Source organism: Enterobacter sp. LU1 (assembly GCF_008271405.2).
GTDB lineage: Bacteria > Pseudomonadota > Gammaproteobacteria > Enterobacterales > Enterobacteriaceae > Enterobacter > Enterobacter hormaechei_C.
Map to the genome: position 1 here is coordinate 4,184,787 of NZ_CP043438.2, position 22,664 is coordinate 4,207,450.

Genomic DNA, 22,664 nt, shown 5'->3' on the forward strand with positions numbered 1-22,664 from the left:
TAGTAAAAAAGTTTAAGCACTGGCGCGATGTTTATTATTTTCAGGATGCAGGTTCCCGCGTGGACGCAACGGGCGCGCCCACGGGGTGATGCATCTGGCAGGTCTCTTTTTACTTACCAGCTGGCTCGCATACGTTCACGTACGAGCGCCGAGCTGCGGCGGTTGTCAGCACCCAGACGGTTTTTCAACGTGGTGTCCTGACGAGCGTCGCTGATGGCCTGTTGCAGGGTGGTTTTCACCCGCGTCAGATCGCTTTCGGTAGGGGCATCCGGATTGCTGATATCCAGCAGGTCGGAAAGCAGCCCCAGCGTGGCGTAGTTGCTGATGTCATACGCCATTGGCGGAATGGTTGCAGCCAGTTTTTCCAGCGCCTCAACGGTACGCAGCGTAATGCGCGCCGCAGACTCTTTGCCCATGGCATGGATCAGCACGCCTTTATCGTTGAAGGCAATCAGACGGTTAGCCTGGTAGCCGTGCGCCAGAAACGCGCCGGACATGGCCTTACCGACGATAAGACCAATCACCGGATGACCCGCCAGCCGCGCATTAGCGTAGGCGGCAGCGGCGCCGGCCAGCGCCTGGTGGATACCAAACGCCTCTTCGCGACGGCCATAGGCCTGGCTTGGGACGTCGATTACCGCCACAATCGGGCGCTTCACGGCTTTATCTGCGTCGGCGGCGACGGTTTCGCTGACCACTTTTGCCAGCGTCCATCCTTCCAGCAGGCCGACTTCACCCTGCGCCGCGCGCGGGAAGTGGTTGTTGGCGTCCGGCACCACGGCGACAAAACGCACCGTTTCACCGTTTAGCTCGCCGTCTGCGGCCTTCACGGACGGGCATAACCCCTCCAGACGTTTCGCGTTCGGGGCCAGAGTTTCCAGCCAGAGTTCGCCACGGCTAATTGAGTTAGTCATCATTTCACCTCCCGGGCAAAAAGCGCTTTAATCTGTTCGGCATCGGCCTGTTTGCGGGTGTCGAAATTCGTCAGACGGTTCAGGTAATCGTCGTAGTTATCGGTGCGATGTTTCGCCGGTACGCCTTTGGCGATGGCTTCGTTCATCGCGGCTTTCACCGCGTTCACGCCGTCGCCCACCAGCGCGTCCACCAGCCCGCTTTCAAAGCGTACTTCGCCGCCGGTCATGCTCCAGATAAACGGACGGTCGCGGGAGTCATACTCTTCAATGCCCGCTTCCTGCTCGATAACCTGCGGACCGTTGAGGCCGAGCCGCGCTTCGCGGGTCACAATCAGGTAGCTGCACAGCGCCGCGGCGATAGACATCCCACCGAAGCAGCCCACGGTCCCGGCGACAATCCCGACGACCGGGGTATAGCGACGCAGGTCAACGATCGCGGCGTGGATATCGGCAATCGCCGCCAGGCCGAGGTTGGCTTCCTGCAAACGTACGCCGCCGGTTTCGAGGCACAGCACCGCCTGAGTCGGAATGCCGTTGCGGTTATCTTCCGCCGCCAGCTCCAGCGCTGCCGCCATTTTGGCGCCGGACACTTCGCCCATGCTGCCGCCCTGGAAGGTGCCTTCAATCGCCACCACCACCGCAGGCTGGCCGTTGATGGTCCCTTTCGCGACCACCATGCCGTCATCGGCCTGAGGAACAATCCCCTGCGGCCCAAGCCACGGAGAGATAATGCCTTCAAACGGATCCAGCAGTTCGCGGTAGCTGCCGTCGTCGAGCAGCGCCTGCGCACGCTGGCGCGCTTTTAATTCGATAAAGCTGCTGTCATCACGCATGGTTCACCCCTTCAAAAACCTGTTCGATACGAATGCGTGCCACGCCCGGCGTCGCGCCGAAGTCGTGGATGGTCAGCTTACCTGCGGGCAGGCTGCTGACGGTTTGCAGGCGGTTGAACAATGCCTCCCAGCGCCCGCGGCTGTTGTCGACGGAGGTGGTGATATCAATGGTTAAGGTCTGGCCCGGTTCGGCGGTGAAAAGCACCTCCATATCCCCGGAACCGACGACCCCTGCCAGCGCCCTGCCGCTTACTTCGCGGCTGGCGGGCACGGTCAATGTGATTTTTTCCATAACATCCTCTTAATGCTTTGAATAGGGCGTTTCGGCGCGGTCAAGAAACAGCGTGGCGGCAAGCAGGTCTGCGGCTCCGCCCGGCGAGGCGTTAAGCGCCAGCATCTGACGGTCTAACCGCGCCAGCGCCTGCTGCCCGGCGAGGGTTGCGCATCCTCCGGCGTTCAGCACCGCACGGGCGCCGTTCTGCATGGCGTCCAGCCCCTCCATGCCGGCGCGCGACAGCACGCAGGTGTCGGTGAGCGAGGTCATGATCGCCATCAGCGCGTCGAGTCTGGCCTGCGTTTCGCTGCTGCCGTTGAGACGGCTGAGGCGAAGCTGCGGCAGCGCGCGCTGCATAACGTGCGGAAACGCCTGCTGAGCCTCTTCACGCGCGCCCGGTACGCGGTAGCGGTGCGTGACGCGTAACCCCTTGCTGAACACTTTCGGCGCCGCGTCATCCGGCAACTTCGCCAGCTGAGCGGCGGTGTTCGCGACGGTTTGCGCCCGGGCATCGCCGCCCAGCATCGCCACCGCGCTCACCAGCAATCCCAGCGCCCAGATCGCGCCACGGTGCGTGTTCACGCCGTCGGTAGCGGCCATCATCTGCCGTTCACCTTCGCGACCCAGGCGGCCAACGGTTTGCCTGAGGGCAATATCCGCCGGACGCTGCCAGCTCTGCTGCGCCAGCGCCTGAAACGTGGGGGTCAGGCTGTGAGCGGAGCGCTCCATCAGCGCAAGCGATAAATCGTGGTGCGCGCCGTTCCCCCGGCTGTCCACCAGACCGGGCTTCGGGCTTAAACGTGCTTCGTCAATCAGACACTGCGTGGCGGTTCGCGCCAGCCATTCGGCACCGCCTTCAACCTGGATCTGGGGCAAAAGTTTCATTACCAGCTCCGGAATTTCGCAGGTGGGTTGTAAAGACCGCCGGACCATTCCACCAGGTCCGCGACGCTACCGGCCGCCAGCAGCGAACGGGTGGCATCGGTGCGGCGAATGCCCATATCTTCCGGATACACAACTTTGCCGCTCTGGCGCAGTTCCGCCACGCGTTTGGCGTCAACGCCCAGACCGATATCGGTGATACCCGCCACGGCGGCGACCATGGCGCGACGCTCTTCCAGATCTTTCGCCCGGTAGAGGTAAGCAATCCCCTCTTCCGTCAGCACGTGGGTGACGTCATCGCCGTAAATCATGACCGGCGCCAGCGGCATACCGGAGGCTTTCGCGACCTCAACGGCGTCGAGTTTTTCCACGAAGGTTGGCTTCACGCCCGCCTGGAAGGTTTCCACCATCTGCACAACCAGCTTTTTACCGCGCTGCATCGGGTCAGGCTCGGTGATCATGTTCAGCCAGGCCGGTGTGGCGTGGCGACGACCGTGCGGATCGTGGCCCATGTTTGGCGCGCCGCCGAAGCCGGAAAGACGGCCGCGGGTCACGGTTGAGGAGTTAGCGTAACCATCAACCTGTAGCGTGGAGCCGATAAACATATCGACCGCGTACTGACCAGCCAGCTGGCAGAAGGCGCGGTTAGAACGCATGGAGCCATCGGCACCGGTAAAGAACACGTCAGGACGGGCGCGGATGTACTCTTCCATTCCCAGCTCGCCGCCGAAGCAGTGGACGCTCTCCACCCAGCCGCTTTCGATGGCCGGGATCAGCGTTGGATGCGGGTTCAGGGTCCAGTGTTTACAGATTTTGCCTTTGAGTCCGAGCTGTTCGCCGTAGGTTGGCAGCAGCAGCTCGATCGCTGCGGTGTTAAAGCCAATCCCGTGGTTCAGGGACTGCACCTGGTGTTCAGCGTAGATGCCTTTAATCGCCATCATCGCCATCAGGATATGTTCCTGTTTGATCAGGCGCGGGTCACGGGTGAAAAGCGGTTCGATAAAGAACGGCTTATCGGCAACCACCACAAAATCAATCCACGAGCCCGGAATATCCACACGCGGCAGGTCGCACTCGTCGTCCACCAGCTCGTTCACCTGCGCGATGACGATGCCGTCATGGAACGCGGCGGCTTCCACCAGCGCCGGAGTATCTTCGGTACTCGCCCCGGTATAAAGGTTGCCTTTGCGGTCCGCTTTAAAACCGGCAATCAGCGCCACGTTTGGCGATAGGTCGACGTATAAACGTGAGTAGAGTTCGATGTAGGTGTGAATCGCCCCGATTTCGAGCTGACCATCCTCCAGCAGTTGGGAGATTCGCAGGCTTTGCGTACCGGAGAAGGAGAAGTCCAGCTTGCGGGCGATGCCTTTCTCAAAGATGTCCAGATGTTCGCTGCGTCCCACGCTCGGCATGATCATATGCAGATCGTGCACGATTTGCGGGTTCACTTCCGCCAGTGAACGGGAAAGGAAATCCGCCTGCTTCTGGTTGTTGCCTTCCAGAACGACTTTGTCGCCTGGTGCGATCAGTTTTTCCAGCATGGCGACAAGATCGCCTGTTGGCAGTACCTTGCCCTGCACCGGTACGGACGCCAGACGACGCGCTTTCTCACTGCGTCGGGTGTTCCATTGCCGGGTGGGTGTTTGCCCAGATAACATTATTAACCTCCTGATTCAGCACATCATTCTGATTTGCTTAACGTTGAGTAAAGTGTGCGCTCTGGTGAGAAAGGCATCAATTAAGCGTAGAGCCAAATCATTAGCCTGAGAGTAATAATCAAGGTAAATATTTGTGATCGGGATCAGTTCATGTTTCGGAAAAACGGGCTAAACGGGGTACAATTCGGAAGGTATAGTTAATTTCTGACAAGAATCAGCATCGCCCTTATGACCCAAATCATTCCCTCAGACTTCGACATTGCAGCCGAAGAGAGCGCAGAGTTCGTGCCCATGCGCGGTGTGGCTAACCCTCACCTGCAAACCATGCTGCCGCGCCTGATCCGCCGCAAGGTACAGTTCACCCCGCACTGGCAACGCCTGGATTTGCCGGATGGCGACTTTTTGGATCTCGCCTGGAGCGAAGAGCCGGATCGGGCCAGACATAAACCCCGTCTGGTGGTGTTTCACGGTCTGGAAGGCAGCCTGCACAGCCCTTACGCGCACGGTCTCGTTGAGGCGGCGAAAGCCCGCGGCTGGCTTGGGGTGGTGATGCATTTTCGCGGATGCAGCGGCGAGCCTAACCGTCAGAAACGCATTTATCACTCGGGTGAAACCGAGGACGGCACCTGGTTCCTGCGCTGGCTAAGAGACAATTTCGGCGAGGCGCCAACGGCAGCGGTGGGGTATTCGCTGGGCGGCAATATGCTGGCCTGCCTGCTGGCGAAGGAGAGCGACGCCGTACCGCTGGATGCGGCGGTGATTGTCTCTGCGCCCTTTATGCTGGAGCAGTGCAGCTATCATATGGAAAAGGGGTTTTCGCGGGTCTACCAGCGCTACCTGCTCAACCTGCTGAAAGCCAACGCCGCGCGCAAGCTGAAGGCCTATCCGGATACGCTGCCTGTGACGCTGCAACAGCTCAAACGCGTGAAGCGCCTGCGCGAGTTTGATGATTTGATCACCTCGAAAATTCACGGCTTTGCCGATGCGATTGACTATTACCGTCAGTGCAGCGCCATGCCTTTACTGAACCAAATCACGAAACCTACGCTGATTATCCACGCCAAAGATGATCCGTTTATGGATCACCACTCGATTCCGGCGCCCGATCATCTGCCGGCCAACGTGGAGTATCAGCTCACCCAATTCGGGGGACACGTCGGCTTTGTCGGCGGCACGCTGCGTCGGCCAAAAATGTGGCTTGAGACGCGTATTCCCGACTGGTTAACGGCTTATCTGGACGGTAAATAATGATTATTCCCTGGCAGGATCTCTCTCCCGACACGCTCGATAATCTGATTGAAAGCTTTGTCTTGCGCGAAGGCACCGATTATGGTGAACATGAACGTTCGCTTGAACAAAAGGTCAACGATGTTAAGCGCCAGCTTAAAAGCGGCGACGTGGTGCTGGTATGGTCCGAACTGCATGAGACGGTCAATATCATGCCACGCAACGCGTTTCACGGCTGATCTTTACACTTTTCCAGTCAGGGAGTTGCTATGTCTGCCAGACATCCGGTTATTGCCGTTACGGGTTCGAGTGGGGCGGGAACCACTACCACCAGCCTCGCCTTCCGCAAGATCTTCGCCCAGCTTAACTTACGGGCGGCAGAGGTAGAAGGCGACAGCTTTCACCGCTACACGCGCCCGGAGATGGATATGGCCATCCGCAAGGCGCGCGATCTGGGTAAACACATCAGCTACTTCGGCCCGGAGGCCAATGACTTCGGCCTGCTGGAGCAAACCTTCCGTGAATACGGGCAAAGCGGTACCGGGCAGTCCCGCAAGTATCTCCACACCTACGATGAAGCCGTGCCCTGGAACCAGGTCCCCGGCACGTTCACGCCCTGGCAGCCGCTGCCGGAACCGACTGACGTGCTGTTTTACGAAGGATTGCACGGCGGCGTGGTGACGCCTCAGCACGACGTGGCGCGCCACGTGGATTTGCTGGTGGGGGTGGTGCCGATTGTTAACCTTGAGTGGATCCAGAAGCTGACGCGTGACATGAGCGAGCGCGGCCATTCGCGAGAGGCGGTCATGGACTCGGTGGTGCGCTCCATGGAAGATTACATCAACTTCCTGACGCCGCAGTTCTCCCGAACCCACATTAACTTCCAGCGCGTCCCCACCGTGGACACCTCTAACCCGTTCGCTGCAAAAAGCATCCCGTCGCTGGACGAGAGCTTTGTGGTGATCCACTTCCGCAACCTGGAAGGCATTGATTATCCCTGGCTGCTGGCGATGCTACAGGGTTCGTTTATTTCGCACATGAATACGTTAGTGGTACCGGGCGGAAAAATGGGGCTGGCAATGGAGCTGATCATGACACCGCTGGTGCAGCGGCTGATGGAAGGAAAGCAGATCGCGTGAATTGTTTTGCCCGGTGGCGCTGCGCTTACCGGGCCTACGGGCGTGCTTTTGTAGGGCGGGTCAGCGAAGCGCCACCCGCCAAAAATTAAGCCGCGATCACTTCATACGAATGGGTGATTTTTACCGCTTTCTCCAGCATTAACGCCACAGAGCAGTATTTTTCCGCAGACAGGTCAACCGCACGCGAGACCGCCGCGTCCTTCAGTTCTTTGCCGGTGACGATAAAGTGCAAATTAATATGCGTGAACAGGCGGGGCGCCTCTTCACGACGTTCCGACGTCAGCTTCACTTCACAATCGGTCACGTCATGACGGCCTTTTTGCAGGATCGACACCACGTCGATCGCACTGCATCCGCCTGCCGCCATCAGCACCATTTCCATTGGGCTTGGCGCTTTATCGCCGGAGTTGCCATCCATCAAAACCTGGTGCCCAGAAGCAGACTCGCCCAGGAACGTTAACCCTTCAACCCATTTCACACGCGCTTGCATATTCACTCACTCCAACGTTGCATTTTTTATGACAGATTACGTGTACGTTACATTTCTCGCAACGGAAGGCGACCTGCGTCATGCTGAAGCGAGACACCAGGAGACACGCGGCGAAAGCTATGCTAAAACACTCTGGATGCTACAGTAATACATTGACGTTACACATGTATGCAGAGGACATCAAACTTTACTGGCTGCGAAACGTTACGACAGCCGACTTCCCAGGTATGGGTAAGAATTCGATTGCAACCCCAGAGTCCGGATGCATCTTATGACTCTGGTGACAGCTTATAACAGAGGATAACAGCGCATGGTGCTTGGCAAACCGCAAACAGACCCGACTCTCGAATGGTTCTTGTCTCATTGCCACATTCATAAGTACCCATCAAAGAGCACGCTGATTCACCAGGGTGAAAAAGCGGAAACGTTGTATTACATCGTTAAAGGCTCGGTGGCCGTGCTGATCAAAGATGAAGAAGGGAAAGAGATGATCCTTTCTTATCTGAACCAGGGCGATTTTATCGGTGAACTGGGCCTGTTTGAAGAAGGCCAGGAACGTAGCGCCTGGGTTCGTGCAAAAACAGCATGTGAAGTGGCTGAAATTTCTTACAAGAAATTCCGTCAGCTGATTCAGGTCAACCCTGACATCCTGATGCGTCTTTCTTCCCAGATGGCACGCCGTCTGCAAGTGACCTCTGAGAAGGTGGGTAACCTCGCCTTCCTGGACGTGACCGGTCGTATCGCGCAGACGCTGTTGAACCTGGCGAAACAGCCAGACGCCATGACCCACCCTGACGGTATGCAAATTAAAATTACCCGTCAGGAAATCGGTCAGATCGTCGGCTGCTCCCGTGAAACAGTGGGCCGTATCCTGAAGATGCTGGAAGACCAGAACCTGATCTCTGCACACGGTAAAACTATCGTGGTCTACGGAACCCGTTAATTTCGGTCAAACGGCGTGCCGCCGCAGGGTGGCACGCCGTTTTTGTCTCTACTCCTCATGTGGCGCAGGCTGATCTATCACCCGGAAGTTAACTACGCACTACGACAAACGCTGGTGCTGTGTCTTCCCGTGGCCGTGGGCCTGATCCTCGGACATCTTCAGCAAGGCCTGCTGTTTTCCCTCGTGCCCGCCTGCTGCAACATTGCCGGTCTGGATACGCCGCATAAACGCTTTTTTAAACGTCTGATTATTGGCGGCTGCCTGTTTGCCGGCTGTAGCCTTGCCGTACAACTTTTACTGGCCCGCGACATTCCTCTGCCGTTGATCCTGACCGTGCTGGCGATGACGCTCGGCGTCACCGCCGAAATCAGCTCGCTGCACGCCCGCCTGCTTCCCGCGTCGCTGATTGCCGCCATCTTCACCTTAAGCCTTGCGGGCAATATGCCGGTGTGGGAGCCATTGCTGATCTACGCCCTCGGCACGCTGTGGTACGGGCTGTTTAACTGGTTCTGGTTCTGGCTGTGGCGGGAACAGCCGCTGCGCGAATCCCTGAGCCTGCTCTACGTGCAGCTTGCTGAATACTGCGAAGCAAAATACACCCTGCTCACTCAACATACCGACCCGGAAAAATCCCTGCCGCCGCTGCTGGCGCGCCAGCAAAAAGTGGTGGATCTGATCAGCCAGTGCTATCAGCAGTTGCACATGCTTGCCGCCAACAAAAATCATGAATACAAGCGGCTGCTGCGAACCTTCCAGGTCGGGCTGGATTTGCAGGAGCATATCTCCGTCAGCCTTCATAATCCGGAAGAGGTGCAAAAGCTGGTGGAGCGCAGCCATGCGGAAGCGGTGATCCGCTGGAACGCGCAGACCGTCGCGGCCCGCCTGCGGGTGCTGGCTGACGATATCCTCTATCACCGCTACCCGACGCGCTTTAACATGGACAAACAGCTCGGCGCGCTGGAAAAGATTGCGCGTCAGCACGCGGATAACCCGGTCGGGCAATTTGCTGCCTGGCATTTCAGCCGCATCGCCCGGGTGTTACGCACCCAGCGCCCGCTTTATGCCCGGGACCTGATGGCCGATAAGCAAAAACGGCTGCCGCTGCTGCCCGCGCTCAAAAGCTATCTATCACTGAAATCTTCCGCCCTGCGCAATGCCGCGCGGATCAGTGTGATGCTGAGCATCGCCAGCCTGATGGGAATGGCCCTGCACCTGCCGAAACCCTACTGGATCTTAATGACCGTGCTGTTTGTCACCCAGAACGGCTATGGCGCCACGCGGGTGCGCATTCTGCATCGGGCGGGCGGTACGATGGCGGGGCTGATTATCGCGGGCGTGACGCTGCACTTCCACGTGCCGGAAGGCTATACCCTGGCCGGTATGCTGGCAATCACGCTGGTGAGCTACCTGATCATCCGCAAAAACTACGGCTGGGCGATGGTGGGCTTTACGGTGACGGCGGTGTATACCCTGCAACTGCTCACGCTTAACGGGGAACAGTTTATTATTGCCCGGCTGGTCGATACGCTAATTGGCTGCCTGATCGCCTTTGGCGGCATGGTCTGGCTGTGGCCGCAGTGGCAAAGCGGGCTGCTCAGGCAGAACGCCCACGACGCGCTCGAAGCTGATCAGCAGGCCATTCGTCTTATTCTGAGCGATGACCCGCAGCCCTCTCCGTTGGCCTACGAGCGCATGAAGGTCAACCAGGCGCATAACGCCCTGTTCAACTCCCTTAACCAGGCCATGCAGGAGCCGGGCTTTAACGCGCACTATCTGGCTGACATGAAGCTGTGGGTCACGCACAGCCAGTTTATCGTCGAGCACATCAATGCCATGACGACGCTGGCGCGGGAGCACACGATGCTGACGACGGATCTGGCGCAGCGCTATTTGCAGTCGTGTGAAATTGCGTTGCAGCGCTGTCAGCAGCGTCTGGAGTATGACGCGCCGGGCGAGTCAGGGGATTCGAACATTCTGGAAGCGCCGGAGACGCTGACCCATGGGCCGATGAGCACCCTTGAGCAGCATTTACAGCGCGTTCTCGGGCACCTGAACACCATGCACACCATTTCGTCGGTGGCATGGCGTCAGCGCCCGCATCACGGGATTTGGTTAACGCGCCGGTTAAAACGAACCGCGTATTAGCCTCTGACGATCTTCGCGACCGCCGCGGCAAAACGGGTTAACCCGTCTTCGATATCTTTGTCCTCCACCACCAGCGATGGCGCAAAGCGCATCACGTCCGGCCCGGCGTTGAGCACCATGACGCCTTCGTGCGCGGCGGCGTGCAGGAAATCGCGCGCGCGGCCTTTGTACTGCGGCTTCAGTTCGGCGCCGATCAGCAACCCCATGCCGCGGATGTCGCTGAAGACATCAAACTGTTGGTCAATCTGCTGGAGATGTTTCACAAACAGGTCGCGTTTCGCATTCACGCCATTCAGGACGTCCGGCGTATTAATGATGTCGAACGCCGCACCCGCCACGGCGCACGCCAGCGGATTACCGCCGTAGGTGGAGCCGTGTGAGCCCACATGAAATGCGGAAGCGATATCCTGGGTGGTGAGCACCGCACTGACCGGGAAACCGCCGCCGAGCGCTTTCGCGCTGGTCAGAATATCCGGCGTTACGCCGTAGTGCATATAAGCAAACAGGTCTCCGGTACGCCCCATCCCACACTGCACTTCATCAAACACCAGCAGCGCCTGGTGCTCGTCGCACAGCTCGCGCAGCCCTTGCAGAAATTCAGGGGTGGCCGCCGTGACGCCGCCTTCCCCCTGAATGGGCTCGACCACCACGGCACAGGTGTGATCGTCCATCACCGCTTTAACGGCGTGCAGATCGTTAAACGGCACGTGGATGATATCCGCAGGTTTCGGACCAAAGCCGTCGGAATACTTCGGCTGGCCGCCAACGGAAACGGTAAAGAAGGAGCGACCGTGGAAGGCGTTATGGAAGGCGATGATTTTGGTTTTGTACGGGCTATGACGCGTGGTTGCGTAGTAGCGCGCCAGCTTAAAGGCGGTTTCGTTGGCTTCGGTGCCGGAGTTCATAAACAGCACGCGTTCGGCGAAGGTGGCATCGATGATCTTACGCCCCAGACGCAGCGCCGGTTCGTTGGTGAACACGTTGCTCGTGTGCCACAGCGTTTCGCCCTGCGTTTTCAGCGCGTCCACCAGCGCAGGATGGCAATGGCCCAGCGCCGTCACCGCAATACCGCCTGCGAAATCAACATACTCGTTGCCCTGCTGATCCCAGACGCGGCTGCCTCTCCCTTTCACCGGGATAAACTCAGCCGGTGCATAAATCGGCAGGATCACTTCATCGAATGTCGCGCGGGTAATTGCTGGTTGTTCAGTTGCCATGTCATGACCATCCATTTTTATGTCACATTGATTGTGAAAATATAATCACAAAATATGCATAAAAAATCACAACAAGGCAACAGATATTCAGCGATTAAGGAAATTGGCCAGCAGCGCGTGCCCCTGTTCGCTGAGAATGCTTTCCGGGTGGAACTGCACGCCTTCCAGATCGTACTCACGGTGACGAATGCCCATGATCTCCTGCGTCTCGCTCCAGGCGGTGACCTCAAAGCAGGCCGGCAGGGTCGGCGGATCAATGATCAGAGAATGGTAGCGCGTCACGGTTAACGGATTGTTTAGCCCCAGGAATACGCCGGTACCGGTGTGCGTGACCGGAGAGGTTTTGCCGTGCATGACTTTCGCGGCACGGACAATGGTGGCGCCAAAGACCTGCGCAATGGCCTGATGACCCAGGCAGACGCCCAGAATCGGCAGTTTGCCCGCATAATGGCGGATCGCCTCCAGCGAGATACCAGACTCCGAAGGGGTACACGGCCCCGGCGAAATCACGATTTTCTGGGGCGCCAGCGCGTCAATGTCAGCCAGCGCGATCTCATCGTTACGGCGGACAACCACCTCTGCCCCCAGCTCACAAAAATACTGGTAAAGGTTCCAGGTAAAGGAATCGTAGTTATCAATCAGCAGAATCATGGCGGCTCCTGAAAAAATGGCCGCCCTATTTTACGCAGATTCCCGCGCTTCGCTCACAACTTTGGCAAAGATGGCGTTCAGGGCTGTCAAATCCCCCATTGCCCCGCTCTGATTGGCGGCTGCCCAGTCGTTCGGGTCGATCCCCTGCCAGTTCAGCACATAGCCCGCATGAATAGCCAGTTGTTCAAAGAAGATCCGCTGGGCCACGCCATTACCGCTCATAAACGGATGTAGCATGTTGATTTCACAGTAGTAATGACTGATTCTGTCTGTAAACTCTTCTTTCTGAAGGCCCACCAGATATTTATCACTTTCCAGCGAAGCCATCAGCTCATTACCCACTTTCTCGATGTACTCGAAATGGCAAAAAGGAATGTCGCCCTTAGAAATATCGGCGGTGCGCAGCTCGCCCGCGCCTTTCATTTCGTTGCGGAATAAATGGCGGTGAATAAGACACAGATGGGGTAAACCCGGTGCGGAAGGCCCCAGTTCCAGCGTCTCGATATCAGGTTCAGCGGGACCCTTACCTTTTTCAAGGAGGCAGCTGGCCTGAAAATTGACCTTACGTTGTTGCTCCCAGAGACGGGATTTTTGCTTGTCGGTGAGTTTTTTCACTACGCCTCCCTGAATAGTCCGTTTGCCACAAGTATAAGCAGCAAAACGCGCTTTCGCAGGGAGGGTGGAAAGACACGGGCAAGATGTGCCCGTGTGGGGGAACGATTATGGCAGCACTTTCGCGGAGAGAATGACGACTGGCTTAGACGGCACATTCTGGTATGGACCGACATCGTGAGTCTGAACCTGAGAGATCTTATCCGCAACGTCCATGCCTTTCACCACTTTGCCAAACACCGCGTAGCCAAAGTCGCGCTGACCGTGGTCCAGGAAGGCGTTATCAGCCACGTTGAGGAAGAACTGGCTGGTGGCGCTGTCTTTGTCCGCCGTACGCGCCATGGAGATGGTGCCGCGCTTGTTCAGCAGGCCGTTGTCTGCTTCATTTTTGATGGGCGGGTTGGGCTGTTTCTGCTGCATCTGCTCGTTAAAACCGCCACCCTGAATCATAAAGCCCGGGATCACGCGGTGGAACGTGGTGTTGTTATAAAAACCACTGTTCACGTAGTCGAGGAAGTTTTTCACCGAAACAGGGGCTTTCTGGCTATCCAGCTCCAGCTCAATATTCCCCGCAGAGGTAGTCAGCAGGACGTGGGGGTCTCCTTTGGCTGCCAGCGCAGCAGGGGAAACGGCAGAAAGAGCAAACACAGCTGCGACAGCCGCCAGTGTTGATTTGAGCATGAGAATTCCTTAACAAAGCGCAGTATAAAAAGCGAATGGCTTGATTCTAAAGAGCAGTATGAACCCAGACCAGTCTTTTACCTAATTTTACCAAATTGAAACAATTATTACCGCGCAAACGATTGTTCAGCCCGCAACGTAATGTGATCTGCATCACGTTAAAACCTGCAATTGCGCTCAAAATTTTCTGAAAAGATTTAATTAGATCACTTTCGCGACTAAAATCTGCCCGCTCAAACGCAGTCATTGCGTTTTTCTTTACTTTTAACAGGCCAGACATGACTAACAGCAATCGCATCAAGCTCACATGGATCAGCTTCTTCTCTTACGCCCTGACCGGCGCGTTGGTGATCGTCACCGGGATGGTGATGGGAAATATCGCAGACTACTTCCAGCTGCCCGTTTCCAGCATGAGTAACACCTTCACCTTCCTGAACGCGGGGATCCTGATCTCTATTTTCCTTAATGCCTGGCTGATGGAAATCGTGCCGCTGAAAACGCAGCTGCGTTTCGGCTTCGTGCTGATGGTTGCCGCCGTGGCGGGCCTGATGCTGAGCCACAGCATCGCCCTCTTCTCTGCCGCCATGTTCGTGCTGGGCCTGGTGAGCGGGATCACCATGTCGATCGGTACATTCCTGATTACGCATATGTATGAAGGCCGCCAGCGCGGCGCGCGTCTGCTGTTCACCGACTCCTTCTTCAGCATGGCCGGGATGATTTTCCCGATGGTCGCCGCGTATCTTCTGGCGCGCAGCATTGAGTGGTACTGGGTGTACGCCTGCATTGGTCTGGTTTATGTCGCGATCTTTGTTCTCACCTTCGGCTGCGAGTTCCCGGTGCTGGGCAAAAAAGCGCAGACTACGTCCGAGCCGGTTGCGAAAGAAAAATGGGGTATCGGCGTACTGTTCCTCTCCATCGCCGCGCTGTGTTACATCCTCGGCCAGCTGGGCTTTATCTCCTGGGTTCCTGAATACGCGAAAGGTCTGGGCATGAGCCTGAACGACGCGGGTAAACTGGTAAGCGATTTCTGGATGTCTTACATGTTCGGCATGTGGGCGTTTAGCTTTATCCTGCGCTTCTTCGACCTGCAACGGATCCTGACCGTTCTGGCGGGTCTGGCAACCGTGCTGATGTATCTGTTCATCAACGGTTCCCCGGAGCATATGCCGTGGTTCATCCTGACCCTGGGCTTCTTCTCCAGCGCGATTTATACCTCGATCATCACCCTTGGCTCTCTTCAGACCAAAGTGGCCTCGCCAAAGCTGGTGAACTTCGTGCTGACCTGCGGCACCATCGGCACCATGCTGACCTTCGTGGTCACGGGCCCGATTGTTGCGCACAGCGGCCCGCTGGCGGCGCTGCATACCGCTAACGGTCTGTACGCCGTGGTGTTCATCATGTGCTTCGTGCTGGGCTTTGTGACCCGTCACCGTCAACACAACCCGGCAACAGCTACCCACTAATCGCCGTAACCCCTTTGCGTACTGCAAAGGGGTTTTCCCCTGCTCACCCGCCCTGCCCGCCAATGGGTAAAAAACACCACTACATTTGTGCAAAAAATAAGCAAGCACAAAAATCAAACAATATCCGTCACTTATAAAAATCCTGACAAATCATAGATATACCCACTAAGGGGTAGGTGAAGGCGTATTTGATTTGCATCAATAAGTGCCCCTGCTGAATCGTTAAGGTAGGCAGTAATAGAAAAGAAATCGAGGCAAAAATGAGCAAAGTCAGACTCGCTATCATCGGTAACGGCATGGTCGGCCACCGCTTTATTGAGGATCTTCTCGATAAAGCCGATGCTGAGCAGTTCGATATTACCGTGTTCTGTGAAGAACCCCGCAAGGCGTACGACCGTGTGCACTTGTCTTCCTACTTCTCTCACCATACCGCCGAAGAGCTCTCTCTGGTGCGTGAAGGGTTCTACGAGAAGCATGGCGTAAAAGTGCTGGTGGGCGAACGCGCTATCACCATCAACCGTCAGGAGAAAGTGATCCACTCCAGCGCCGGACGTACGGTTTTTTACGATAAGCTGATCATGGCGACGGGCTCGTATCCGTGGATCCCGCCTATTAAAGGGTCGGAAACCCAGGATTGCTTCGTTTACCGTACCATTGAGGACCTCAACGCCATTGAATCCTGCGCACGTCGAAGCAAACGCGGCGCGGTTGTCGGCGGTGGTCTGCTGGGTCTGGAAGCGGCAGGCGCACTGAAAAACCTCGGCGTTGAAACCCACGTCATCGAATTTGCCCCGATGCTGATGGCGGAACAACTGGACCATATGGGTGGCGACCAGCTACGCCGTAAAATCGAAAGCATGGGCGTGAAGGTTCACACCAGCAAGAACACCAAAGAGATCGTGCAGGAAGGCACCGAAGCGCGTAAAACCATGCGCTTTGCCGACGGCAGCGAGCTGGAAGTGGATTTCATCGTCTTCTCCACCGGTATTCGCCCGCGCGACAAGCTGGCCACCCAGTGCGGTCTGGCCGTTGCGCAGCGCGGCGGGATCATGATCAACGATACCTGCCAGACCTCCGATCCGGATATCTACGCCATCGGCGAATGCGCCAGCTGGAATAACCGCGTATACGGTCTGGTTGCACCAGGGTACAAAATGGCGCAGGTCGCCGTTGACCATATCCTCGGCAGCGAAAACGCCTTCACCGGCGCAGACATGAGCGCCAAGCTGAAACTGCTGGGCGTGGACGTGGGCGGTATTGGTGATGCGCATGGCCGCACCCCGAACTCCCGCAGCTATGTTTATCTGGACGAAAGCAAAGAAGTCTACAAACGTCTCATCGTCAGCCAGGACAACAAAACCCTGCTCGGGGCGGTGCTGGTGGGTGATACCAGCGACTTCGGTAACCTGCTCCAGCTGGTGCTGAACGCCATTGAGCTGCCGGAGAACCCGGACGCGCTAATCCTCCCGGCGCACGCCTCCAGCGGTAAGCCGTCCATCGGCGTGGATAAACTGCCGGACAGCGCGCAGATTTGCTCCTGCTTCGACGTGACCAAAGGCATGCTGATCTCCGCCATTAACAAAGGCTGCCACACCGTTGCGGCGCTGAAGGCGGAAACCAAAGCCGGGACCGGCTGCGGCGGCTGTATTCCTCTGGTCACTCAGGTGCTGAACGCCGAGCTGGCAAAACAGGGCATTGAAGTGAACAACAACCTGTGCGAGCACTTCGCTTACTCTCGCCAGGAGCTGTATCACCTAATCCGCGTGGAAGGCATTAAGTCCTTCGACGAACTGCTGGAGAAACACGGCCAGGGCTATGGCTGTGAAGTATGTAAGCCTACCGTCGGTTCCCTGCTGGCGTCATGCTGGAACGAATATGTGCTCAAACCAGAACACACTCCGCTTCAGGACACCAACGATAACTTCCTGGCCAATATTCAGAAAGACGGGACTTACTCGGTGATCCCGCGTTCTGCCGGAGGGGAGATTACCCCGGAAGGGCTGGTCGCCGTGGGCCGTATCGCCCGTGAGTTTAACCTGTACACCAAAATCACCGGCTCCCAGCGTATCGGCCTGTTCGGTGCGCAGAAAGATGATCTGCCGGAAATCTGGCGTCAGCTGATTGAAGCGGGCTTTGAAACCGGTCACGCGTACGCCAAGGCGCTGCGCATGGCGAAAACCTGCGTGGGCAGCACCTGGTGCCGCTACGGGGTGGGCGACAGCGTGGGCTTCGGCGTAGAGCTGGAAAACCGCTACAAAGGCATCCGTACGCCGCACAAAATGAAGTTCGGCGTCTCAGGGTGTACCCGTGAATGTGCGGAAGCACAGGGTAAAGACGTGGGTATCATTGCCACCGAGAAAGGCTGGAACCTGTACGTGTGCGGTAACGGCGGGATGAAACCTCGCCACGCGGATCTGCTGGCCGCCGATCTCGATCGCGATACGCTGATCAAATACCTCGACCGCTTCATGATGTTCTACATTCGTACCGCCGATAAGCTGACCCGTACCGCGTCCTGGCTGGATAATCTCGAAGGCGGCATCGACTACCTGAAGTCGGTCATCATCGACGATAAGCTGGGCCTGAATGAACAGCTGGAATCCGAGATGACTCGCCTGCGCGAGGCGGTGATCTGCGAGTGGACCGAAACCGTGAACACGCCAGCGGCGCAGACGCGCTTCAAACACTTTATCAACAGCACCCAGCGCGACCCGAACGTGCAGGTGGTGCCGGAGCGCGAACAGCATCGTCCAGCGACCCCGTATGAACATATTCCGGTGATGCTGGTGGAGGAAAACGCATGAGCCAGTGGGTAAACATCTGCAATATTAACGACATTCTGCCAGCAACCGGCGTCTGTGCCCTGCTGGGCAACGAGCAGGTGGCGATTTTCCGCCCTCGCCACGATGAACAGGTCTATGCCATCAGCAATATCGACCCGTTCTTCGAGGCCAGCGTGCTCTCCCGCGGTCTGATTGCGGAGCACCAGGGCGAGCTGTGGGTTGCCAGCCCGCTGAAAAAGCAGCGCTTCCGCTTAACCGACGGACTCTGCATGGAAGATGAAAGCTTCTCGGTCAAACACTACGACGTCCGCGTGAAGGACGGCGAGGTGCAGCTGAAAGCGTAACCCCTCGCCTTTTCAATAGGAAAGGCTTATGACCCCTTATGGGTAACGGCAGGAAAAACCGTATGTTCTGTACGATTCCTGCTGTTATCCTGACGTCAATTCTTCCCCCGCCATGAATGCTGTGAGGTAACGTCGTGGATCACCTGCCGATTTTTTGTCAATTACGCAACCGCGACTGCCTGCTCGTGGGCGGCGGCGATGTGGCTGAACGCAAGGCGCGCCTGCTGTTAGAGGCGGGTGCCCGGCTGACCGTCAACGCCCTCACCTTCGCCCCTCAGTTTGACGTCTGGGCGCAGGAAGGGATGCTCACGCGGGTGCAGGGCGAATTTGATGAATCCCTGCTGGATACCTGCTGGCTGACCATCGCCGCAACGGATAACGATGACGTTAACCAGCGCGTCAGCGACGCCTGCGAAGCGCGCCGCATCTTCTGTAACGTTGTGGATGCGCCGAAAGAGGCGAGCTTTATCATGCCGTCGATTATTGACCGTTCACCGCTGATGATTGCGGTGTCGTCCGGCGGGCGCTCGCCCGTTCTTGCCCGTCTGCTGCGGGAAAAACTGGAAGCCGTGCTGCCGCAGCATCTTGGTCAGATTGCCCAATACGCCGGAGAGCTGCGCTCCCGCGTGAAGCAAACCTTCGCAACCGTGGGCGAACGCCGTCGCTTCTGGGAGAAGTTCTTTGTCAACGACAGGCTGGCGCAGTCCCTTGCCAATCAGGACACCAAAGCCGTTGAAGAGACGACCGAACAGCTCCTGAGCGAGCCGCTGGACCATCGCGGTGAAGTGGTGCTGGTGGGCGCAGGTCCCGGCGATGCGGGCCTGCTGACGCTGAAGGGTCTCCAGCAGATCCAGCAGGCGGACATCGTGGTGTATGACCGTCTGGTCTCTGATGACATCATGAACCTGGTACGCCGGGATGCTGACCGCGTGTTCGTCGGCAAACGGGCAGGTTATCACTGCGTGCCGCAGGAGGAGATCAACCAGATCCTGCTGCGGGAAGCGCAAAAAGGTAAGCGCGTGGTGCGCCTGAAGGGTGGCGATCCGTTTATCTTTGGTCGCGGCGGCGAAGAGCTGGAAACCCTGTGCAACGCGGGTATTCCGTTCTCCGTGGTGCCGGGCATTACGGCGGCGTCCGGCTGTTCTGCCTATTCCGGCATTCCGTTAACCCATCGCGACTATGCCCAGAGCGTGCGCCTGGTGACGGGCCACCTGAAAACCGGCAGCGAACTGGACTGGCATAATCTGGCCGCTGAAAAGCAGACTCTGGTGTTCTATATGGGGCTAAATCAGGCAGCCACTATTCAGGCGAAACTGCTGGAGCACGGCATGGAAGCAGATATGCCGGTCGCACTGGTGGAAAACGGCACCGCCATTACGCAACGCGTGATCGATGGCGTGCTGACGCAGCTGGGCGAGCTGGCGCAGCAGGTTGAAAGCCCGGCGCTGATCGTGGTGGGTCGCGTGGTTGCCCTGCGCGAAAAACTGAACTGGTTCTCCAGCCACTAACGCATAATCTCTCCCGGGAGTAGTCTTTAAGCGGACTACTCCCTTCTTACCTCAGTCGATAACATACCGCCCGCATAATGGAACTTTTCCATTTATTCCCTCGTGTTACATCCAATTTTTGATTTTTTGACAAGGAATGCGTATGTTCAAACTGGCAAAAGCTGCCGTACTGGTCGGCCTGTTATCAACTCTGACGGCCTGCACCGGTCACGTTCAAAATACTAAAAATAATTGCAGCTACGATTACCTGCTTCACCCGGCGATTTCCATTTCGAAGATCATCGGCGGTTGCGGCCCGGCGGCACAGCAGTAAGCGTTTTTCAGGCGTAAAAAAACCGGGGATGTCCCGGTTTTTTTGTTTCGTCAGTTTTGTCGGGTGGCGGCTCCGCCTTACCCGACCTGCACGGTCCCGTAGGCCGGGTAAGCGTAAGCGCCACCCGACAAAGCGGCTTAAGGTTTCGCCACAAACCCAATCGCGTCGTACACCGCTTTCAGGGTTTCGGAGGCGCGCGCGCTGGCTTTTTCCGCGCCCTCTTTCATCACTTTTTGCAGGAAAGCTTCGTCGTTACGGTAACGGTGATAGCGCTCCTGCAACTCGGTCAGCATGCCGGAAACGGCGTCTGCCACTTCGCCTTTCAGGTGGCCGTACATCTTGCCTTCAAAGTGTTTTTCCAGCTCAGGGATGCTCTGTCCGGTCACACCTGAGAGAATGTCCAGCAGGTTGGACACGCCCGCTTTGTTCTGCACGTCGTAGCGCACCACTGGCGGCTCGTCAGAGTCAGTCACCGCACGCTTGAGCTTTTTCACCACCGATTTCGGATCTTCCAGCAGGCCGATAACGTTGTTGCGGTTATCGTCAGACTTGGACATCTTTTTGGTCGGCTCCAGCAGGGACATCACGCGCGCGCCGGATTTCGGAATAAACGGCTCAGGCACTTTGAACACGTCACCGTAAAGCGCATTGAAGCGCTGGGCAATATCACGGCTCAGCTCCAGGTGCTGCTTCTGGTCTTCACCCACCGGCACCTGGTTGGTCTGGTACAGCAGAATGTCGGCCGCCATCAGCACCGGATAGTCAAACAGACCGGCGTTGATGTTTTCAGAGTAGCGGGCAGACTTATCCTTGAACTGGGTCATGCGGCTCAGCTCGCCGAAATAGGTGTAGCAGTTCAGCGCCCAGCCCAGCTGCGCGTGCTCTGGCACGTGAGACTGAACGAAAATGGTGCTCTTCTCTGGATCGATACCGCACGCCAGGTACAGCGCCAGCGTATCAAGTGTTGCTTTGCGCAGCTTCTCGGGATCCTGACGCGCGGTGATAGCATGCAAATCCACGATGCAGTAAATGCAGTGGTAGTCATCCTGCATGCTCACCCACTGACGTAACGCACCCATGTAGTTACCAATGGTCAGTTCACCTGAAGGCTGTGCGCCACTAAAAACGATGGGCTTAGTCATTATTCAATTCCTGATGTTCACTGTGCGAGAGCCCGAGTGCGGGCAACAAATCTTTGAAGTGGTCGAACACAACGTCCGGCTCACTCAGCGTAATGGCTTCACCGTAGTTGTAGCCGTAGGTCAACCCAACCGACGGGCAACCTGCCGCTCTGGCAGCCAGAATATCATTGCGGGAATCCCCGACAAAGAGCAGCTCCGCAGGCGCTAAGGATAATTTTCCTGCCACCAGCAATAGCGGTTCCGGATGCGGCTTTTTATTCTGCACGTCATCGCCGCCCACAATTACGGAGAAGTATTTCGCGATATCCAGCGCTTCCAGCAGAGGCGCAACGAACGGTGTCGGCTTGTTAGTCACCAGTCCCAGCGGGATGCCTTTGGCATGTAGCGCGCTCAGCGTTTCAGCGACATCCGGGAACAGGAAGCTACCCTCTTCGACGGTCTCTTCGTAGAAACGGTCGAACAGTTTGCGCAGAATACGCTGCTGCTCATCCTGGGGAATATCCGCGTGGTCAACACTCGGTTTACCTTGCGCGGAACGCTGAGAGGCACGTTCCTGACGAGCCCAGGACAGCGCGCGCTCCATCAGCACGTCTGCACCGTTACCAATCCACGTCACCACGCGCTCTTCGCCTGCAACGGGGAGTTCAAGGGCATACAGCGCCTGATCGACGGCGCGGGTTAATCCTGGCGCGCTGTCGACCAGCGTGCCGTCGAGGTCAAATGCTACACCCCGAATAGCCTGCAATTTATCCATGACTTACCTTCGCCAGTTCACGGCGCATTTCATCAATGACTTTTTTGTAATCCGGTTGATCGAAGATGGCGGAGCCTGCGACGAACATATCCGCTCCTGCCGCCGCAATCTCACCGATGTTATTGACCTTCACGCCGCCGTCCACTTCCAGACGAATATCATAGCCAGACTCATCAATACGGCGGCGCACTTCACGCAGTTTGTCGAGGGTCTGAGGGATAAATGACTGACCACCAAAGCCCGGGTTGACGGACATCAGCAGGATCACGTCCAGCTTGTCCATCACGTAGTCGAGATAGCTCAGCGGGGTCGCCGGGTTAAAGACCAGTCCCGCCTTACAGCCGTTCTCTTTGATCAGCTGTAGCGTGCGGTCAACGTGTTCGGAGGCTTCCGGGTGGAAAGTGATGATGCTGGCACCCGCCGCGGCGAAATCAGGCACGATGCGGTCAACCGGTTTCACCATCAGATGCACGTCAATGGGCGCGGTGATCCCGTAGTTACGCAGCGCTTTAAGCACCATCGGACCGATGGTCAGGTTGGGAACGTAGTGGTTATCCATAACGTCGAAATGGACGACATCCGCGCCAGCCGCGAGAGCTTTGGCAGTGTCTTCACCCAGGCGGGCAAAATCGGCCGACAGAATTGAGGGGGCAATCAAAAACTGTTTCATCCGCATCTCCTTGAAATGTGT

The 22,664-nt window shown here is 57.2% G+C and carries 23 protein-coding genes; 10 read left to right on the forward strand and 13 right to left on the reverse strand.

Annotated features, from left to right (window positions below):
* Positions 1–113 precede the first annotated feature (113 nt).
* From mdcE to mdcA, 5 genes are read right to left on the reverse strand one after another with little or no spacing between them, the layout of a single operon-like run.
* Positions 114–914 carry a biotin-independent malonate decarboxylase subunit gamma gene (mdcE, locus tag FZF21_RS20110; RefSeq protein ID WP_045142207.1) on the reverse strand — a complete coding sequence of 267 codons (801 nt, stop codon included), beginning with the start codon at positions 912–914 and terminating at the stop codon, positions 114–116.
* Positions 914–1,747 carry a biotin-independent malonate decarboxylase subunit beta gene (locus FZF21_RS20115; protein WP_017384167.1) on the reverse strand — a complete coding sequence of 278 codons (834 nt, stop codon included), beginning with the start codon at positions 1,745–1,747 and terminating at the stop codon, positions 914–916. Before FZF21_RS20115 ends, mdcE begins: the two co-directional genes overlap by 1 nt.
* A complete protein-coding gene (gene mdcC, locus FZF21_RS20120) occupies positions 1,740–2,039 on the reverse strand; it encodes a malonate decarboxylase acyl carrier protein (protein WP_000411786.1) in 300 nt (99 codons plus the stop codon). The genes FZF21_RS20115 and mdcC overlap by 8 nt, the downstream gene beginning before the upstream one ends.
* A 9-nt stretch (positions 2,040–2,048) precedes the next feature.
* Positions 2,049–2,906 (reverse strand): triphosphoribosyl-dephospho-CoA synthase, encoded by an 858-nt coding sequence (locus FZF21_RS20125; protein ID WP_032103998.1) that lies wholly within the window; start codon positions 2,904–2,906, stop codon positions 2,049–2,051.
* Positions 2,906–4,561: a malonate decarboxylase subunit alpha gene (mdcA, locus tag FZF21_RS20130; RefSeq protein ID WP_015571421.1), complete on the reverse strand. Its 1,656-nt coding sequence runs from the start codon at positions 4,559–4,561 to the stop codon at positions 2,906–2,908. The genes FZF21_RS20125 and mdcA overlap by 1 nt, the downstream gene beginning before the upstream one ends.
* A 228-nt stretch (positions 4,562–4,789) precedes the next feature.
* Here mdcA and FZF21_RS20135 point away from each other — a divergent pair, with 228 nt between their 5' ends.
* Genes FZF21_RS20135 through FZF21_RS20145 form a run of 3 tightly spaced genes read left to right on the forward strand, consistent with a single transcriptional unit; the run spans position 4,790 to position 6,927 of the window.
* Positions 4,790–5,809, forward strand: a complete 1,020-nt coding sequence (locus FZF21_RS20135) for a hydrolase (RefSeq protein ID WP_047736927.1) — start codon at positions 4,790–4,792, stop codon at positions 5,807–5,809.
* On the forward strand, positions 5,809–6,027 hold the full coding sequence (locus tag FZF21_RS20140) for a YheU family protein (RefSeq protein ID WP_014171926.1): 219 nt from the start codon (positions 5,809–5,811) through the stop codon (positions 6,025–6,027). Before FZF21_RS20135 ends, FZF21_RS20140 begins: the two co-directional genes overlap by 1 nt.
* 30 nt (positions 6,028–6,057) lie before the next feature.
* Positions 6,058–6,927, forward strand: coding sequence for a phosphoribulokinase (locus tag FZF21_RS20145; protein ID WP_003861663.1), 870 nt, complete (start codon positions 6,058–6,060; stop codon positions 6,925–6,927).
* Between the two features lie 85 nt (positions 6,928–7,012).
* On the opposite strand, the gene FZF21_RS20150 is transcribed toward FZF21_RS20145, so the two are convergent.
* A complete protein-coding gene (locus FZF21_RS20150; RefSeq protein ID WP_015571423.1) occupies positions 7,013–7,417 on the reverse strand; it encodes an OsmC family protein in 405 nt (134 codons plus the stop codon).
* A 310-nt stretch (positions 7,418–7,727) separates the two neighbouring features.
* On the opposite strand from FZF21_RS20150, the gene crp reads away from it, so the two are divergent.
* Both crp and FZF21_RS20160 read left to right on the forward strand, forming a co-directional pair.
* Positions 7,728–8,360, forward strand: coding sequence for a cAMP-activated global transcriptional regulator CRP (gene crp, locus FZF21_RS20155; protein WP_000242758.1), 633 nt, complete (start codon positions 7,728–7,730; stop codon positions 8,358–8,360).
* A 57-nt stretch (positions 8,361–8,417) separates the two neighbouring features.
* A complete protein-coding gene (locus tag FZF21_RS20160; protein ID WP_032104001.1) occupies positions 8,418–10,505 on the forward strand; it encodes a YccS/YhfK family putative transporter in 2,088 nt (695 codons plus the stop codon).
* Here FZF21_RS20160 and FZF21_RS20165 read toward each other — a convergent pair.
* From FZF21_RS20165 to ppiA, 4 genes are all read right to left on the reverse strand, one after another.
* Complete coding sequence (locus tag FZF21_RS20165; protein WP_181007806.1) at positions 10,502–11,722, reverse strand: aspartate aminotransferase family protein; 1,221 nt, start codon at positions 11,720–11,722, stop codon at positions 10,502–10,504. The two genes, FZF21_RS20160 and FZF21_RS20165, sit on opposite strands and share 4 nt — an antisense overlap.
* Before the next feature lie 87 nt (positions 11,723–11,809).
* Positions 11,810–12,373 carry an aminodeoxychorismate synthase component 2 gene (gene pabA, locus FZF21_RS20170; RefSeq protein WP_017384162.1) on the reverse strand — a complete coding sequence of 188 codons (564 nt, stop codon included), beginning with the start codon at positions 12,371–12,373 and terminating at the stop codon, positions 11,810–11,812.
* Positions 12,374–12,403: 30 nt separating this feature from the next.
* Positions 12,404–12,988 carry a putative adenosine monophosphate-protein transferase Fic gene (locus tag FZF21_RS20175; RefSeq protein ID WP_026080671.1) on the reverse strand — a complete coding sequence of 195 codons (585 nt, stop codon included), beginning with the start codon at positions 12,986–12,988 and terminating at the stop codon, positions 12,404–12,406.
* Between the two features lie 105 nt (positions 12,989–13,093).
* The gene (gene ppiA / locus FZF21_RS20180; RefSeq protein ID WP_000920483.1) at positions 13,094–13,666 is read right to left on the reverse strand and encodes a peptidylprolyl isomerase A; all 573 of its coding nucleotides are present in this window, start codon (positions 13,664–13,666) and stop codon (positions 13,094–13,096) included.
* A 278-nt stretch (positions 13,667–13,944) separates the two neighbouring features.
* Between ppiA and tsgA the strand changes: the two genes are divergently transcribed.
* From tsgA to FZF21_RS20205, 5 genes are all read left to right on the forward strand, one after another.
* Positions 13,945–15,129 carry an MFS transporter TsgA gene (gene tsgA / locus FZF21_RS20185; RefSeq protein WP_015571426.1) on the forward strand — a complete coding sequence of 395 codons (1,185 nt, stop codon included), beginning with the start codon at positions 13,945–13,947 and terminating at the stop codon, positions 15,127–15,129.
* 260 nt (positions 15,130–15,389) lie between these two features.
* Positions 15,390–17,933 (forward strand): nitrite reductase large subunit NirB, encoded by a 2,544-nt coding sequence (gene nirB, locus FZF21_RS20190; RefSeq protein WP_149121164.1) that lies wholly within the window; start codon positions 15,390–15,392, stop codon positions 17,931–17,933.
* Positions 17,930–18,256, forward strand: coding sequence for a nitrite reductase small subunit NirD (nirD, locus tag FZF21_RS20195; RefSeq protein ID WP_015571429.1), 327 nt, complete (start codon positions 17,930–17,932; stop codon positions 18,254–18,256). Before nirB ends, nirD begins: the two co-directional genes overlap by 4 nt.
* A 134-nt stretch (positions 18,257–18,390) precedes the next feature.
* Positions 18,391–19,764 (forward strand): siroheme synthase CysG, encoded by a 1,374-nt coding sequence (gene cysG, locus FZF21_RS20200; protein WP_149121163.1) that lies wholly within the window; start codon positions 18,391–18,393, stop codon positions 19,762–19,764.
* A 142-nt stretch (positions 19,765–19,906) separates the two neighbouring features.
* Complete coding sequence (locus FZF21_RS20205; protein ID WP_008503029.1) at positions 19,907–20,077, forward strand: YhfL family protein; 171 nt, start codon at positions 19,907–19,909, stop codon at positions 20,075–20,077.
* A 137-nt stretch (positions 20,078–20,214) separates the two neighbouring features.
* On the opposite strand, the gene trpS is transcribed toward FZF21_RS20205, so the two are convergent.
* The 3 genes from trpS to rpe are packed head-to-tail and all read right to left on the reverse strand — an operon-like array spanning position 20,215 to position 22,643.
* Positions 20,215–21,219 carry a tryptophan--tRNA ligase gene (trpS, locus tag FZF21_RS20210; protein ID WP_015571430.1) on the reverse strand — a complete coding sequence of 335 codons (1,005 nt, stop codon included), beginning with the start codon at positions 21,217–21,219 and terminating at the stop codon, positions 20,215–20,217.
* Positions 21,212–21,973, reverse strand: a complete 762-nt coding sequence (gene gph / locus FZF21_RS20215; RefSeq protein ID WP_015571431.1) for a phosphoglycolate phosphatase — start codon at positions 21,971–21,973, stop codon at positions 21,212–21,214. The genes trpS and gph overlap by 8 nt, the downstream gene beginning before the upstream one ends.
* Positions 21,966–22,643 carry a ribulose-phosphate 3-epimerase gene (gene rpe / locus FZF21_RS20220; protein WP_003861634.1) on the reverse strand — a complete coding sequence of 226 codons (678 nt, stop codon included), beginning with the start codon at positions 22,641–22,643 and terminating at the stop codon, positions 21,966–21,968. The genes gph and rpe overlap by 8 nt, the downstream gene beginning before the upstream one ends.
* Between the last annotated feature and the right edge of the window lie 21 nt (positions 22,644–22,664).